This window comes from Streptomyces sp. NPDC052023, from assembly GCF_044548465.1.
Taxonomy (GTDB): Bacteria; Actinomycetota; Actinomycetes; order Streptomycetales; family Streptomycetaceae; genus Streptomyces.
In genome coordinates this window covers 114,993-129,753 of the sequence record NZ_JBIUBW010000023.1, presented here as the reverse complement: position 1 = coordinate 129,753, position 14,761 = coordinate 114,993, and the positions used below count along the sequence as shown (strand labels likewise).

The 14,761-nt window shown below is 69.3% G+C and carries 13 protein-coding genes; 8 read left to right on the top strand and 5 right to left on the bottom strand.

Annotated features, from left to right (window positions below; genetic code table 11):
* The 7 genes from ACIHCM_RS32580 to ACIHCM_RS32550 form a co-directional block, all read left to right on the top strand.
* Positions 1–231: DUF6507 family protein (locus ACIHCM_RS32580; protein WP_399903932.1), on the top strand; the 231-nt coding region annotated here is incomplete at its 5' end.
* A complete protein-coding gene (locus ACIHCM_RS32575; protein ID WP_399903929.1) occupies positions 228–2,738 on the top strand; it encodes a hypothetical protein in 2,511 nt (836 codons plus the stop codon). The genes ACIHCM_RS32580 and ACIHCM_RS32575, both read left to right, overlap by 4 nt.
* A complete protein-coding gene (locus ACIHCM_RS32570; RefSeq protein ID WP_399903926.1) occupies positions 2,656–3,363 on the top strand; it encodes a pentapeptide repeat-containing protein in 708 nt (235 codons plus the stop codon). Before ACIHCM_RS32575 ends, ACIHCM_RS32570 begins: the two co-directional genes overlap by 83 nt.
* Before the next feature lie 158 nt (positions 3,364–3,521).
* Positions 3,522–3,905 carry a toxin-antitoxin system YwqK family antitoxin gene (locus ACIHCM_RS32565; protein WP_399903924.1) on the top strand — a complete coding sequence of 128 codons (384 nt, stop codon included), beginning with the start codon at positions 3,522–3,524 and terminating at the stop codon, positions 3,903–3,905.
* Positions 3,906–3,978: 73 nt separating this feature from the next.
* Positions 3,979–4,266 carry a hypothetical protein gene (locus ACIHCM_RS32560; protein ID WP_399903921.1) on the top strand — a complete coding sequence of 96 codons (288 nt, stop codon included), beginning with the start codon at positions 3,979–3,981 and terminating at the stop codon, positions 4,264–4,266.
* A gap of 78 nt (positions 4,267–4,344) precedes the next feature.
* Complete coding sequence (locus ACIHCM_RS32555) at positions 4,345–6,621, top strand: ATP-dependent RecD-like DNA helicase (protein ID WP_399903918.1); 2,277 nt, start codon at positions 4,345–4,347, stop codon at positions 6,619–6,621.
* Between the two features lie 219 nt (positions 6,622–6,840).
* Positions 6,841–8,130, top strand: coding sequence for a citrate synthase (locus tag ACIHCM_RS32550; RefSeq protein WP_399903915.1), 1,290 nt, complete (start codon positions 6,841–6,843; stop codon positions 8,128–8,130).
* Positions 8,131–8,770: 640 nt separating this feature from the next.
* Here the strand turns inward: ACIHCM_RS32550 and ACIHCM_RS32545 are convergent.
* The 3 genes from ACIHCM_RS32545 to ACIHCM_RS32535 form a co-directional block, all read right to left on the bottom strand.
* On the bottom strand, positions 8,771–11,029 hold the full coding sequence (locus ACIHCM_RS32545; RefSeq protein ID WP_399903912.1) for a heavy metal translocating P-type ATPase: 2,259 nt from the start codon (positions 11,027–11,029) through the stop codon (positions 8,771–8,773).
* A gap of 92 nt (positions 11,030–11,121) precedes the next feature.
* Positions 11,122–11,361: a heavy-metal-associated domain-containing protein gene (locus ACIHCM_RS32540; protein ID WP_399903910.1), complete on the bottom strand. Its 240-nt coding sequence runs from the start codon at positions 11,359–11,361 to the stop codon at positions 11,122–11,124.
* Positions 11,362–11,434: 73 nt separating this feature from the next.
* Positions 11,435–12,382, bottom strand: a complete 948-nt coding sequence (locus ACIHCM_RS32535) for a PrsW family intramembrane metalloprotease (RefSeq protein WP_399903907.1) — start codon at positions 12,380–12,382, stop codon at positions 11,435–11,437.
* A 208-nt stretch (positions 12,383–12,590) separates the two neighbouring features.
* Between ACIHCM_RS32535 and ACIHCM_RS32530 the strand changes: the two genes are divergently transcribed.
* On the top strand, positions 12,591–13,634 hold the full coding sequence (locus ACIHCM_RS32530) for a zinc-dependent alcohol dehydrogenase family protein (RefSeq protein WP_399903904.1): 1,044 nt from the start codon (positions 12,591–12,593) through the stop codon (positions 13,632–13,634).
* Between the two features lie 101 nt (positions 13,635–13,735).
* Here ACIHCM_RS32530 and ACIHCM_RS32525 read toward each other — a convergent pair whose 3' ends face one another.
* Entirely contained in the window at positions 13,736–14,386 is a 651-nt protein-coding gene (locus ACIHCM_RS32525; RefSeq protein ID WP_399903901.1) for a GNAT family N-acetyltransferase, read from the bottom strand.
* Between the two features lie 74 nt (positions 14,387–14,460).
* The gene (locus ACIHCM_RS32520) at positions 14,461–14,661 is read right to left on the bottom strand and encodes a helix-turn-helix transcriptional regulator (protein ID WP_399903898.1); all 201 of its coding nucleotides are present in this window, start codon (positions 14,659–14,661) and stop codon (positions 14,461–14,463) included.
* Between the last annotated feature and the right edge of the window lie 100 nt (positions 14,662–14,761).

Sequence of the window (14,761 nt, the reverse complement as noted above, 5' to 3'; positions counted from 1 at the left end):
GCATCGCCCGCCTGCACAACCTCACGCTGGCCGGGTGACGCAAAAATCACCAGGCCACCAGGCACGTCAAAGATCATTTACGGGACAGCCCTTAGGGCGGGCAAGTCGTTGCAGGGTGTGGTGGATGCGACCACGGCGTATCTGAATGGTGATCAGGAGATGGCGGCGGAGGCGCAGCGTAATACGTTGAAGGCGCCGAAGCTTGATATGCCGGGGGCGGGTGCGGCGTGATTCAGCCGGAGCAGATTCCTCAGTTCACGGGTGATCTGGCGCAGTTGGAGCTGGATTATGCGGCGTTGAAGACGGACGCGGGCAGCATCCGGGACACCGGTTCGGATGTGCATTCGCAGTTCCAGGGGTTGTCGGCGTTTTACCAGGCGCCGGAGGCTGAGCAGTTGTTCGCGACGACGAAGCCGGTGAAGGACCGTGCGGATGGTTTCGCGGATGGTCTGGAGAAGGTGTCGGGGGCGTTGTCGTCGTATGCGGCGGAGGTGCGGCCGCTGGTGGCGAAGCTGAAGGAGTTGAAGGCGAAGGCGGTCACGTTCGTCGGGTCGGTGAAGGACGACGACGAGTGGGAGTACGACGAGGACAAGGTCGGCGAGCACAATCAGCTGCGTGATGACATCACCGCGACGGTGGCGGCGTTCTGGGCGGCGGAGCGGACGTGCCACAACCGGATCACCGCGTTGTGGGGCGGTACGCAGATGGTTGCGGGGGATGGTTCGGAGCGTAAGGACCAGTACGGGTTCTCCGCGGAGGACATGAAGAACGCGAAGCTTCCCTGGGGTGACCCGGTGGAGGAGAAGCATCACTGGTACGAGGTCGGCCACTGGGTGAAGTCGTTCGTGTGGGACGGCCTGATCGTGGACGGTATCTGGGGCACGATCAAGGGTCTGGGGACGCTGGTCGGGTTCGGCGGCTGGGACGCGATGGGCCAGGCCTGGAAGGGTCTGGCGCAGTTGGCGACGGGTCTTGCGTTGTCGTCGATTCCGGGTGTGGGTGCCCTGTTCTGGACCCTCCCGGACGACAAACTCCCGTCGTGGATCAAGGATTCGCGGACGGCGATGAAGGAGACGGGCAAGGCGCTGGTGGCGTGGGACCAGTGGGGCAAGAACCCGGCCCGGGCGGCGGGGGCGGTCACCTTCAACGTGCTCACCACCGTGTTCACGGGTGGTGCGGGGGGTGCGGTGTCGGGTGCGGGCAAGGCGGGCGCGGTCGCGAAGGTGCTGGGCACCACCGCGAAGGTCATCGACCCGATGACCTACATCGCCAAGGGCGCCGGCGCCGGCCTGTCCAAGATCGGTGACATCAGTGCGGCGCTGAAGGGCGTCGGCAACATCGAGATCCCCCGCCTGCCCGAGGGCGCGATCACGCTGCCCGAAGGCACGGTCCGCCTGCCCGAGGGCGCGGTGCGCCTGCCGGAGGGTGCGGCGATCCCGGCGGGCGGCATCAGGATCCCCGAGGGCGGCGCGGTCACGCTGCCCGAGGGCACCCCGCTCCCGGCCGGCGCGGTCGACCTGGGCAACGGCGCGGTCCGCCTGCCCGAGGGCACTCCCGTCCCGGCGGGCGCGGTCGAGTTGCCCGAGGGTGCGGTCAAGCTCCCCGACAACACGCCCGTGCTGCCTGAGGGCTCGGTCAAGCTGCCCACCGAGGACGGTGCTCCGGCCCGTTACTACGACCCCGAGGGCAACATCCTCGACGAGAGCGGCAACGTCGTCCGGGAAGCCGCCGACGGCCCCGGCGACATCGTCGACCAGCCCGGCATGCCCCACGACGGAGCCGACCTCCCCCGCGTCGACAGCCCGGTCCGCGAACCCGCCATGGCCGGCGCCGTCCACGCCGCCGACAACACACCCCAACACCTCCACCTCGGCAGCGACCTCACCGACCTCGGCGACCTCGGCCGCACCCCCGACAACCTCCCCGGCAACACCGCCGACAACCTCCCAGGCGGCCACGCCGACAACCTGCCGACCAACAGCGCCGACAACCTGCCGACCAACAGCGCCGACAACCTCCCCAGAGGAACGGCGAATGAGCACGGTGTCGACCCCTCTGCCCGTCACGACCACGTGACCGACCACGTGAACGGTGGCGGTGGAGGGCAGGGCGAACCCATGCACCAGGGTCACGTTCCTGATGACCAAGCACCACGAACGCCCAGTCACGAAGGGGGTACGGAGGGCGTCGGCGGGGGCACCACTGGTGGGGGCGTGGAGCCGCCGCGGGCCAACGAGCCCCTCCCAGAACTCACGCCGGAAGAAAAGGCAGCCCACTGGGGGCACTTGGAAGACGTTGAACGACGGAGTCCTGACGACTTCGATGAGCTGCAGCGTGATCCTGACAAAAACGGCGGCATCTCAGAACCGTCGAAGGACGAAGCCCGGGTGGGACTGGACCTGCGAGAGCAGGCGAGACTGCCCGAAGACATCCAGCGCCCTTCGACTGCCGACCGCGGAGAGTTCTATTCACCCAGCACGGGACAGTACTACGACATCAAGGGCGTTCACTCGGATTGGCCACCTTTCAACAATGTCCGGGACAAGTCACAGCCCTTCCGCGGCGCCTATGACCCCGCCAATAATGGTCGTTGGGTGAGTAAGCTGTCCGAGCAAATCGTCGCGAAGGGTCGCACTGTTATCCTGGACGTCAGAAATGCAAACCAGGCAGCGATTGACGATATCAAGTCCATTGTCGAAAAGAACGGCTGGGAAGACAATGTCATCTGGTACCCGTAAGGGGTGGGCTCCGGCTCGCTTTCCCACGGACGACGTAGCGACCCAGCGTCTTCGGGAGTGGCTCGACGCAGATGAGGGCGGCCTGGATGCCGTCGGTCTGGACCTGAGCGGGGCAGATTTCACGCGCGCAGATTTCTCGGAATCCTGGTTCACCGACGCCAGGTTGAGGAATGTGACGCTGATCGGAGCGGAGCTGTACCGATCGGATGCGCAGGGTGCCGACCTGACCGGGGCAGACCTTACGGAGGCTTCCCTGGTGCGTGTGAATCTCGACGATGCGGTCCTGCGGCATGCGAAGCTCGACGGGGCCAACTTGGTGAAGGCATCGCTCTATGATGTTGATGCCTTTGGCGCGAGTTGCCGGGGAACCCAATTCATGGGAGCGTCGCTGCTCAATGTCGACTTCCGTTCCGCCGATCTCAGTAGATCCGTCTTCGATGAAAATTCATTCCAGGTGATACTGGATGAGAACACGAGGATGGATGGCGTTTCCGGGTCGATCTTCGGTCCGGCAGTCTTCATGGAGGAGAGCGGGAGCCGCAACCTGTCAGGTCCTGAACTGCAGGAGTGGATCAGGTGCCACGGTGGAGCGGTTCAGGTCATCAGCACAGCCCAACGGGGTTGACGCTGCGGCGGACTGCGGGTTCTTGGGGCTGGGGACACGACAACAGGCGTATGACCTCGGCCTGCAACAGTCTTTGCCGGTCGATGTCGGCGCGCGTGGGGACGCCCACCGGGCGCAGCAAATCTGGTCTTGTTCACTACAGAAGTGTGGCTCCCGCAATGAAAGCCGTGCAGCGAATCGACATCGACGACCCCGACGTGGACATGGACGACTCGGAGCGGCTGTATCACCGTGGAGAACCGTTCACCGGGGAGGTGACCGAGCATCTCGGCGAGAGTCTCGTCAGTCTCGACACCTATGCCGACGGTTACAAGAACGGGCCTTCGCGTGAGTGGTACAAGGACGGCACCCTGCGTTCGGAGGGAACGGTGCGGGACGGGCTGCCCGTGGGCGAGTTCAAGGAATGGCATCCGAACGGCGTGCTCGCGGCCAGGCAGGTGTTCGCCGAGAACGGGATGACGCTCCTGGAGGACGCCACCTGGGACGAACAGGGCCGACCGACCAGGACCTGGCGCCAGGGCGAGGAAGGTACGCGGCCATAGGAACACCCCGGCTCCCCCTGGACGCCGTAGGCCTGGACGTGACCGGCGCGGGCCTGACGGGGCGAGGGAGTTCATGACGAGGGAGCTTCAGAAGTTCGTCAAGGTGTACGTGAGCTTGGAGCAGGCCTACGACACCACCTGTCGGCTGCGTGCGCCCCTGCACTCCTACAGCGAGCGGTACGTGCGCGGGGTTCGGTGCGGCTTGGAGGATGTGCTCCGCGCGAGAGAACTGACCGTCGGCGATTACGAGGGCCTCACGGATATCGCCTTCGATGACGAGAACACCCTCTACGCGTACTTGACGGAGATGTACCGGTACCTCTTCGAGGCCGGCGGGAGTCAACCGCTTCCGCCCGACTGAGCAGGTGCCGCAGCCGCCCGGAGCCTTCTTTCCCGGCCCTCGCCCCCCGCTGTCACACCCCGCCGGTACCGTCGGGTCATGTCCAACCAGGCGCCCCCGGCACCCGCACCCGCACCCGGCGAGCGGCGGCTCGCCGTGCTCGAAGGCGTCCTTGAGCGGATCACGTACGCCAACGAGGAGAACGGCTACACGGTCGCCCGCGTCGACACGGGCCGGGGCGGCGGGGACCTCCTCACGGTCGTCGGCGCGCTGCTCGGCGCGCAGGTGGGGGAGTCGCTGCGGATGGAGGGGAGATGGGGCTCCCACCCGCAGTACGGCAAGCAGTTCACCGTCGAGAACTACACGACCGTCCTCCCGGCCACCGTCCAGGGCATCCGCCGCTACCTCGGTTCGGGACTCGTCAAGGGCATCGGCCCGGTCTTCGCCGACCGCATCACCCAGCACTTCGGCCTGGACACCCTGAAGATCATCGAGGAGGAGCCGAAGCGGCTGATCGAGGTTCCCGGCCTCGGCCCCAAGCGGACGAAGAAGATCGCCGACGCCTGGGAGGAGCAGAAGTCGATCAAGGAGGTCATGCTCTTCCTCCAGACCGTCGAGGTCTCCACCTCCATCGCCGTGCGGATCTACAAGAAGTACGGCGACGCATCCATCTCCGTCGTGAAGAACCAGCCGTACCGCCTGGCCGCCGACGTCTGGGGCATCGGCTTCCTCACCGCCGACAAGATCGCCCAGTCCGTGGGCATCCCGCACGACAGCCCCGAGCGGGTCAAGGCCGGTCTCCAGTACGCCCTTTCACAGTCGGCGGACCAGGGCCACTGCTACCTCCCTCAGGAGCGGCTCATCGCCGACGCCGTCAAGCTCCTCCAGGTCGACACCGGCCTGGTCATCGAGTGCCTCGCCGAACTCGCCGCGCCCCCCGAGGACGGCGAGGAGCCAGGTGTCGTACGGGAGAGGGTCCCCGGCCCCGACGGCGGTGAAGCCGTGACCGCCGTCTACCTCGTCCCCTTCCACCGCGCCGAGCTCTCCCTCTCCGCCCAGCTCCTGCGCCTGCTGCGCACCGACCAGGACCGCATGCCCGGCTTCCACGACGTCGCCTGGGACAAGGCGCTGACGTGGCTGAAGGGCCGTACCGGCGCCGACCTCGCCCCCGAGCAGGAGGCCGCCGTCAAGCTGGCGCTGACGAAGAAGGTCGCCGTCCTGACCGGCGGTCCCGGCTGCGGCAAGTCCTTCACGGTGCGGTCGGTCGTGGAGCTGGCCCGCGCCAGGAAGGCCAAGGTCGTCCTGGCCGCCCCGACCGGCCGTGCCGCCAAGCGGCTCGCCGAGCTCACCGGCACCGAGGCCTCCACCGTCCACCGGCTTTTGGAGCTCAAACCCGGCGGGGACGCCGCCTACGACAAGGACCGGCCGCTGGACGCCGACCTGGTGGTCGTCGACGAGGCCTCCATGCTGGACCTCCTCCTCGCGAACAAGCTCGTCAAGGCCGTGCCGCCGGGCGCGCACCTCCTCTTCGTCGGTGACGTCGACCAGCTCCCCAGCGTCGGCGCGGGTGAGGTGCTGCGGGACCTCCTCGCCGACGGCAGCCCGATCCCCGCCGTGCGGCTCACCCGTGTCTTCCGGCAGGCCCAGCAGTCCGGCGTGGTCACCAACGCCCACCGGATCAATGCCGGACAGCACCCCGTCACCGACGGCATGAAGGACTTCTTCCTCTTCGTCGAGGACGACACGGAGGAGGCCGGGCGGCTCACCGTGGACGTCGCGGCCCGTCGTATTCCGGCCAGGTTCGGGCTCGACCCCCGCCGGGACGTCCAGGTCCTCGCCCCCATGCACCGGGGGCCGGCCGGTGCCGGGACGCTCAACGGGCTCCTGCAGCAGGCCGTCACTCCGGGCCGCCCGGATGTGCCGGAAAAGCGGTTCGGCGGGCGGGTGTTCCGTGTCGGGGACAAGGTGACCCAGATCAGGAACAATTACGAGAAAGGGAAGAACGGTGTCTTCAATGGCACCGTGGGCGTGGTCACCTCGCTCGACCCGGTCGACCAGCGCCTCACGGTGCTGACGGACGAGGACGAGGAGGTGCCGTACGAGTTCGACGAGCTGGACGAACTGGCGCACGCCTACGCCGTGACCATCCACCGCTCGCAGGGGAGCGAGTACCCGGCGGTGGTCATCCCGGTGACCACGGGCGCCTGGATGATGCTCCAACGCAACCTGCTCTACACCGCGGTCACCCGGGCCAAGCGGCTCGTCGTGCTCGTCGGCTCCCGCAAGGCCATCGGCCAGGCGGTGCGCACGGTGTCGGCGGGACGCCGTTGCACGGCGCTCGACTTCAGGCTCGGACCCCGGCCTCAGGAGCCTTGATCCCACGCTCCGCCGAAAAATGATCGATCAAACGAGTCGCAAAGGTCACAGAGCACTTCCGGTTGGGGTGTCAACCGGGCAGGATGGCAGGTTGGCGGCACTGAGTGCCGCCGATAAGCCCAATGGTCGACCCCGAGTGCACTCTCCTGAGCCAAATGGGGGATGGTAGAGACAGTCAGGGCACCTCGAAGATGAGGCACTACGTCGGTGAGGGAAGACGTGAGCGACAACTCTGTAGTACTGCGGTACGACGGCAGCGAATACACCTACCCGGTGATCGACAGCACCGTCGGGGACAAGGGCTTCGACATCGGAAAGCTCCGCGCCCAGACCGGTCTCGTGACCTTGGACAGCGGTTACGGAAACACCGCCGCCTACAAATCCGCCATCACCTATCTGGACGGTGAGGCCGGCATCCTCCGGTACCGCGGCTACCCGATCGAGCAGCTGGCCGAGCGCTCCACCTTCCTGGAGGTGGCGTACCTGCTGATCAACGGTGAGCTGCCGACCGTCGACCAGCTCACCAGCTTCAAGGACGAGATCACGCGGCACACCCTGCTGCACGAGGACGTCAAGAACTTCTACAAGGGCTTCCCCCGTGACGCCCACCCGATGGCCATGCTGTCGTCGGTCGTCTCGGCGCTGTCCACCTTCTACCAGGACAGCCACAACCCGTTCGACGAGCGGCAGCGCAACCTCTCCACCATTCGTCTGCTCGCCAAGCTCCCGACGATCGCGGCGTACGCGTACAAGAAGTCGATCGGTCACCCGTTCGTCTACCCGCGCAACGACCTCGGCTACGTCGAGAACTTCCTGCGCATGACCTTCTCGGTGCCGGCCCAGGAGTACGAGCTCGACCCGATCGTCGTGGCCGCGCTGGACAAGCTGCTGATCCTGCACGCGGACCACGAGCAGAACTGTTCGACCTCCACGGTCCGCCTGGTCGGCTCCTCGCAGGCGAACATGTTCGCCTCGATCTCCGCCGGCATCAACGCGCTGTGGGGCCCGCTGCACGGTGGCGCCAACCAGTCGGTGCTGGAGATGCTGGAGGGTATCCGCGACTCCGGCGGCGACGTCGACACCTTCATCCGCAAGGTGAAGAACAAGGAGGACGGCGTCCGCCTGATGGGCTTCGGCCACCGGGTCTACAAGAACTTCGACCCGCGCGCCAAGATCATCAAGGCCGCCGCGCACGATGTGCTGTCCGCGCTCGGCAAGTCCGACGAGCTGCTCGACATCGCGCTGAAGCTCGAGGAGCACGCGCTCTCCGACGACTACTTCACCGAGCGCAAGCTCTACCCGAACGTGGACTTCTACACGGGTCTGATCTACCGCGCCATGGGCTTCCCGACCGAGATGTTCACGGTCCTGTTCGCCCTCGGCCGGCTGCCGGGCTGGATCGCCCAGTGGCACGAGATGATCAAGGAGCCGGGCTCCCGCATCGGCCGCCCGCGCCAGATCTACACGGGCGTCGTCGAGCGCGACTTCGTTCCGGTCGAGGAGCGCTGATTCCCCGCGGCCGCCTGACGCACAGCAGGCGGCCGCACCCAGCGGTGCACGCTCCTGGTGGTACGCGCTCCCGGTCGTACGCGCTCGCAGCGGTGCACGCCGCGCCGGATGTACAGAGCGCAAAACAGAAGGCGCCCTGGTGCGCCGGTCCCCCCACGGGCCGACGACCAGGGCGCCTTCCCGTGTCCCGGTGCGGATTCCCCCCACGGGATCCGGCCGGGCGTCTGTGAAGAACCAGCGCCTGAATCGCTGTTACTGCGTCTCGCTGTACTGCCGTAGTGCTGCCGTACCGCTGCGGTCTGCCGGGACAGCGCACGCTGGGAGGGCCGCTCAAAGCTTCCCGGTGTACGTGCCCCGGCAACGCATCTCTGAGGAAGTCCCCCAAGACATCCCCAGATGCCAGGTGACGCCCCCCAAGACGCCCTCTGACATCGCCAACTTAGACCTTCGAACCCCTTCGATGGTTACGTTCGCATCACTGTGATCTGCGTCTCTTGCATATGTCCCGTTAGCTACGCAAGCGGCCCGATACGGAGAACGGGGCTCAAGCGTAAGGAAGATGCGCGAGCCTTGTGAAGAGCTTATGTGAGGCACGCGCCGGACTGAAGGGGGATCCTGTCTTTTCAGTGGAAGTCCCGGCTCACCGGAACGCCCGCAGCCGCAAACTGTTCGTCACGACGAACACGGACGACAGGGCCATCGCCGCCCCCGCGATCATCGGGTTCAGCAGTCCCGCCGCGGCCAGGGGCAGCGCGGCGACGTTGTAGCCGAACGCCCACAGCAGATTGCCCTTGATCGTCGCGAGGGTCCGGCGTGACAGCCGGATCGCGTCCGCCGCGACCCGGAGGTCCCCGCGCACGAGGGTCAGGTCGCCCGCCTCGATCGCCGCGTCGGTGCCCGTGCCCATCGCGAGCCCCAGATCGGCGGTGGCGAGCGCGGCCGCGTCGTTCACGCCGTCACCCACCATGGCGACCTTCCGGCCTTCGGCCTGCAACCGCCGCACCACCTTCACCTTGTCCTCGGGCAGCACCTCGGCGATCACCTGGTCGATGCCGACGGCCTCCGCCACCGTCTCGGCCACCCGCCGGTTGTCCCCGGTCAGCAGCACCGGCGTGAGCCCCAGGTCGCGCAACTCGCGCACCGCCTGAGCGCTGGACTCCTTGACGGTGTCCGCGACCGCCAGCACCCCCCGCGCGATTCCGTCCCAGCCGACCACGACGGCCGTACGGCCGCTGCTCTCGGCCTTGTCACGGGCGCGCGCCAGCTCCTGCGGCAACTTCTCGAACAGGCGCCCCACGGCCACCTCGACGCCCTGCACATACCCGCGGACGCCGCGTCCGGGCACGTTCTCGAACCGCTCGGCCGACGGCAGCTCCCCGACCCGCTCGGCGGCACCGGCGGCCACGGCCCTGGCGACCGGGTGCTCGGAGGCGTGCTCCAGGGCGCCCGCCAGGCGCAGCACCTCCCGCTCGTCGGTGCCCTCGGCGACGTACACCTCCTGGAGGGTCATCCGGCCGGTGGTCACCGTGCCCGTCTTGTCCAGGACGACGGTGTCGACCCGGCGCGTGGACTCCAGGACCTCCGGGCCCTTGATCAGGATGCCGAGCTGAGCGCCGCGGCCCGTGCCGACCATCAGGGCGGTCGGCGTGGCCAGGCCCAGGGCGCACGGGCAGGCGATGATCAGGACGGCGACGGCCGCGGTGAAGGCGGCGGTGCTGTCGCCGGTCGCGCCGAGCCACACGCCGAAGGTGGCGGTCGCGAGCAGCAGCACGACGGGGACGAAGAACCCGGCGACCTGGTCCGCGAGCCGCTGCACCTCCGCCTTGCCGTTCTGGGCCTCCTCGACCAGGTGGGCCATCCGCGCGAGCTGGGTCTCGCCGCCGATCCGGGTGGCCTCGACGACCAGCCGGCCCTCGGCGTTCACGGTCGCGCCGGCCACCGCGTCCCCGGCCGACACGTCCACCGGCACGGACTCGCCGGTCAGCATCGAGACGTCGACCGCGGAGGAGCCCTCCACGACCGTGCCGTCGGTCGCGATCTTCTCGCCGGGGCGTACGACGAACCGGTCGCCCACGGCCAGATCGGCGACGGGCACCCGCACCTCGCGCCCGTCGCGCAGCATCGTGACGTCCTTCGCGCCGAGCTCCATCAGGGCCCGCAGCGCGGCGCCCGCGCGGCGCTTCGAGCGGGCTTCCAGATAGCGGCCGAGGAGGAGGAAGGCGGTGACTCCGGCGGCCACTTCGAGGTAGATCGCCGAGGCGCCGTCCGTGCGGGAGACGGTGAGTTCGAAGGGGTGGCGCATGCCCGGCATGCCCGCGTGCCCGAAGAACAGCGCCCACAGGGACCAGCCGAACGCGGCCAGCGTGCCGACCGAGACGAGGGTGTCCATGGTGGCCGCGGCGTGCCGCGCGTTGGTCCAGGCGGCCTTGTGGAAGGGCAGGGCGCCCCAGACGACGACGGGCGCTGCGAGGGTGAGTGACAACCACTGCCAGTTGTCGAACTGGAGGGCGGGGACCATCGCGAGGAGGATGACGGGGGCGGCGAGGAGAACGGAAACGATCAGACGCTGCCGCAGGGAGGTCAGCTCGGGGTCCCGGGGCGTCTCCTCCCGCGGTTCCGGCCGAGGCGGTGCGGGCTCCTCCGCGGTGTAGCCGGTCTTCTCGACGGTGGCTATCAGGTCGGCGACCTCGGTCCCGGCCGGGTAGCTGATCCGGGCCTTCTCCGTCGCGTAGTTCACCGTGGCACTGACGCCGTCCATCCGATTGAGCTTCTTCTCGACGCGGGCCGCGCAGGAGGCGCAGGTCATCCCGCCGATCAGCAGCTCGACCTCGGAGGGCGGCGTGCCTATGGAGGTCCGTGCGGTCGCTTCTATGGAGGTCCGCGTGGTGGTGCTGGTCATGTCCGACTCCGACTCCAGACGACGGACCGGACCGTACGCGGCCGACGCGGCGGTCGGCTCCTTCCGGTACGGCCCGGTGCGGGAAGCGTGCTTCAGGCGCGGCCGACCAGCTCGAAGCCGGCCTCGTCGACGGCCGCGCGGACGGCCTCCTCGTCCAGCGCGGCCGCGGAGACGACCGTGACCTCACCGCTGGCCGCGACGGCCTTCACCGAGTTCACACCGGGCAGCTGGGCGATCTCGCCGGAGACGGCGCCCTCACAGTGCCCGCAGCTCATCCCGCTCACCTTGTAGACGGCGGTGACGGAACCCGGGGTGTCGGTCTGCGCGGTCATGTCGTACTCCTCGTCGAGGCAGGTGGGACGGACGGGGCCAGGAAGGCTCCCCGGTACACTCAAGACTATACCCCTAGGGGGTACTTCTCCAGGAGGGGTCGCGGCGAGTCAGCGAACGCGCCCAGGCGCCGCCGAGCAGCGCCACGACGGCCAGTCCGCCCAGGGAGAGCACGGTGAACAGATGCTGCTGCTCCTCGGTGGGGTGCGGGATGTAGCCCTCCGCGAACAGCGGCCGGCCGGGTCCGGTGGTCAGCCGCACGACCAGCCACACGGCGACACCGTGGGTCGAGTCCCACAGGGTGTGCAGCAGCGTCACGCCCAGCCATGCCCCGGTCACCGCGCCGGTGAGGCGGAAGCGTCCGTCCGGGTGACGGCAGGCCACCAGGACGCCCCCGGCGATCGCCGTCCACAGACCGTGCCCGAGGGACGCCGGCAACCCGCGCAGGATCTCGGTCTCCAGCAGCGCTCCCAGCTCGACGCCCCTGGTGGCGACGGTCGCCTGGAACGCGTACCCGGCGCCTTCCATGGCCGCGAAGCCGAAGCCGACGGCCGCGCCCAGCACGAGCCCGGCACGCAGGCCGCGGATCCGGGTCTGCCGGCGCAGCAGGAACACCAGCGCGGCCAGCTTCATCGCCTCCTCGGCAAGGCTGACGCCGGCGAACGTCCGCAGGGACGGGTGCAGCAGGTGGTCCACCGTCAGCGAGGCGCCCAGCACCCCGAGTGTCCCGCCGGTCAGGAAACAGCCGAGGATCACGTTGACGCCCAGGTCACGGCCGTGCCGCTGATACGCCCACAGGACGAAGGCCACGGGCACCAGGAAGCTGCCGAGCAGGATGAGCGCGGGCAGCAGAGCGGCGTTCCCGGTCCCGTAGGTGACGGCTGCGGCCAGTGTCCAGAGCGCCAGTCCGCTCCACAGGAAGCGCCGCCACAGCTCGGTACGGGCCCGGGGGTGCGACGGGGGAGGCTGCTGCGGATGGGGGATGCGGGCCCGGGGCGCGCCGGGTGGCGGGGGGTGGGTCACGGCGGGTCCCTCGTGCTCCGGAGGTACTCCTGATGGAGTGATTTGTCCGAACCCTAAGCGGGTGCGGCGTTCGGCGCAGTCCGGCCGGGAGGAGTGAGGGGTGCTCAGGGGGCGGCGGCCGGCACGGCCTGGACACGAGGGTGCCGTCGGGTCCCGAATAGGGCGGGGCGAAACGAGGCCCCAACGAGACGAAGGGGAGGGGCGACGGATGCGCGCTGTGGTGTTCGAGCGGTTCGGGGGACCCGCCGAGGTGCGGGAGGTGCCGGATCCGCGGCCCGCGGAACACGGCGTCGTGGTACGGGTCGAGGCCACCGGGCTGTGCCGCAGCGACTGGCACGGCTGGCAGGGCCACGACCCGGACATCGTGCTGCCCCACGTGCCCGGTCACGAACTCGCCGGTGTCGTCGAGGCGGTGGGCGCCCGGGTGAGCGGATGGCGGCCCGGCGACCGGGTCACGGTGCCGTTCGTGTGCGCCTGCGGCACCTGCCCGTCCTGCGCGGCCGGCGACCAGCAGGTGTGCGAGCGCCAGACGCAGCCCGGCTTCACGCACTGGGGCTCGTTCGCCCAGTACGTGGCGCTGGACCACGCGGAGGTGAACCTCGTCGCCGTCCCGGACGGCATGAGCTTCGCGACGGCGGCATCACTGGGCTGCCGGTTCGCGACGGCGTTCCGCGCGGTCGTGCAGCAGGGCCGGGTGGCGGCGGGGGAGTGGGTGGCCGTGCACGGGTGCGGGGGAGTCGGCCTGTCGGCGGTGATGATCGCGGCGGCTTCGGGAGCGAGGGTCGTCGCGGTCGACGTGTCGTCGCGGGCGCTGGAGCTGGCGCGGAACTTCGGCGCGTCGCAGTGCGTGGACGCGTCGCGCACCGAGGACACGGCGACCGTGATCCGGGACCTCACCGGCGGCGGCGCCCACCTCTCCCTCGACGCCCTCGGATCGCCGGCCACCTGCGCCGCCTCCGTCAACGGCCTGCGCCGCCGGGGCCGCCACGTCCAGGTCGGCCTGCTGCCCTCCCCGACGGGCACCACGCCCGTGCCCCTGGCCCGCGCGATCGCCCTGGAGCTGGAACTGCTCGGCAGCCACGGCATGGCGGCCCACGGCTACCCGCCGATGCTGGAGTCGGTCCGGGCGGGCACCCTGCGCCCCGACCTCCTGGTGACCGCGACGATCCCCCTGGACGAGGCCCCACCCGCGCTCGCGGCACTGGGCGGCGCACCGGGTGCGGGGGTGACGGTCGTCGAACCCTGGAGCTGACCCCCCGTCCCCGGGAGGCCACGGGACCGAACTCAGCCGCCCGGTCCCCCGGAACTCACCTGTCCGGGCCCCCGGAGCCGGCTGCCGGAAGCCCCCGCGACTCAGCCGCCCGAACCCCCGAAGCCGGCCTCAGCGCCCTTGATCGCGCCCGAGCCGGCCCCCACACCTCCTGAAGCCTCCGCAACCTCGACCTCGGCAAAGCCCCGATGGACGGCCCACTCCCGGTCGAGAACGGCCATCAGCACCTCGTCCACCCACTCCCCGTCCCGCCGGGCGGACTCCCGCCGTACGCCCTCGACCACGAAGCCGACCTTGCGGTAGACGCGCAGGGCGCGGTGGTTGTCGCCGTACGCCTCCAGGTGGACGCGATGCAGCCCCAGTTGCTCGAAGCCGTGACCGACGATGAGCCGGACGGCCTCCGTTCCCAGGCCTCTGCCCCGGCCGCCGGGTCCGATGAGGGTGCGGAAGTTGCAGCTGCGGGTGTGGGGGTCCCACTCGTTGAGGACGACCTCGCCGACGACTTCGCCGGTGACCCGGTCCGTGACGGCGAGGTCGAGCCGGTCGGGCTGTTCCGACCGGGTGGCGTACCAGGAACGCACGCTCTCCCGCGTGAGTTGGGTGGCCGGATCGAAGGTGAAGCGGATCACCTCGGGATCGCTCAGAATCTCCCAGAGGGTGTCCCCGTCGGCCTCCGTGAACGGCCGCAGCACGGTCCTCCCCCCGGTGAGTACGGGCTTGTCGGAGAAGTTCATGCGCATGACTGTGCCCCACGCGGACGTGGGGCACCACGGATATTCCGCCGGGCCGGCGGCTCACCTGCGGTCCGTCACTCCGCCCGCCGGCCGCGGTTCCCGGGCCGGGACGCCACCCAGGCGCGGACGGTGTCCGCGTACCAGTAGGGCTTGCCGCCCTCCACGTGGTCGGGCGGGGGCAGCAGCCCGTGCTTGCGATACGACCGCACGGTGTCCGGCTGCACTTTGATGTGGGCCGCGATCTCCTTGTACGACCAGAGCCTTCGGTCGGTCATGGGTGCACCTCCCTGCGCGCGCCGCGGCGGCGGCCGGGGGCGGCCGTCCGGGGGAGCCGGGCGCTGCGCTGGCGATCAATCACCAAGCCTGTGCCCGCCC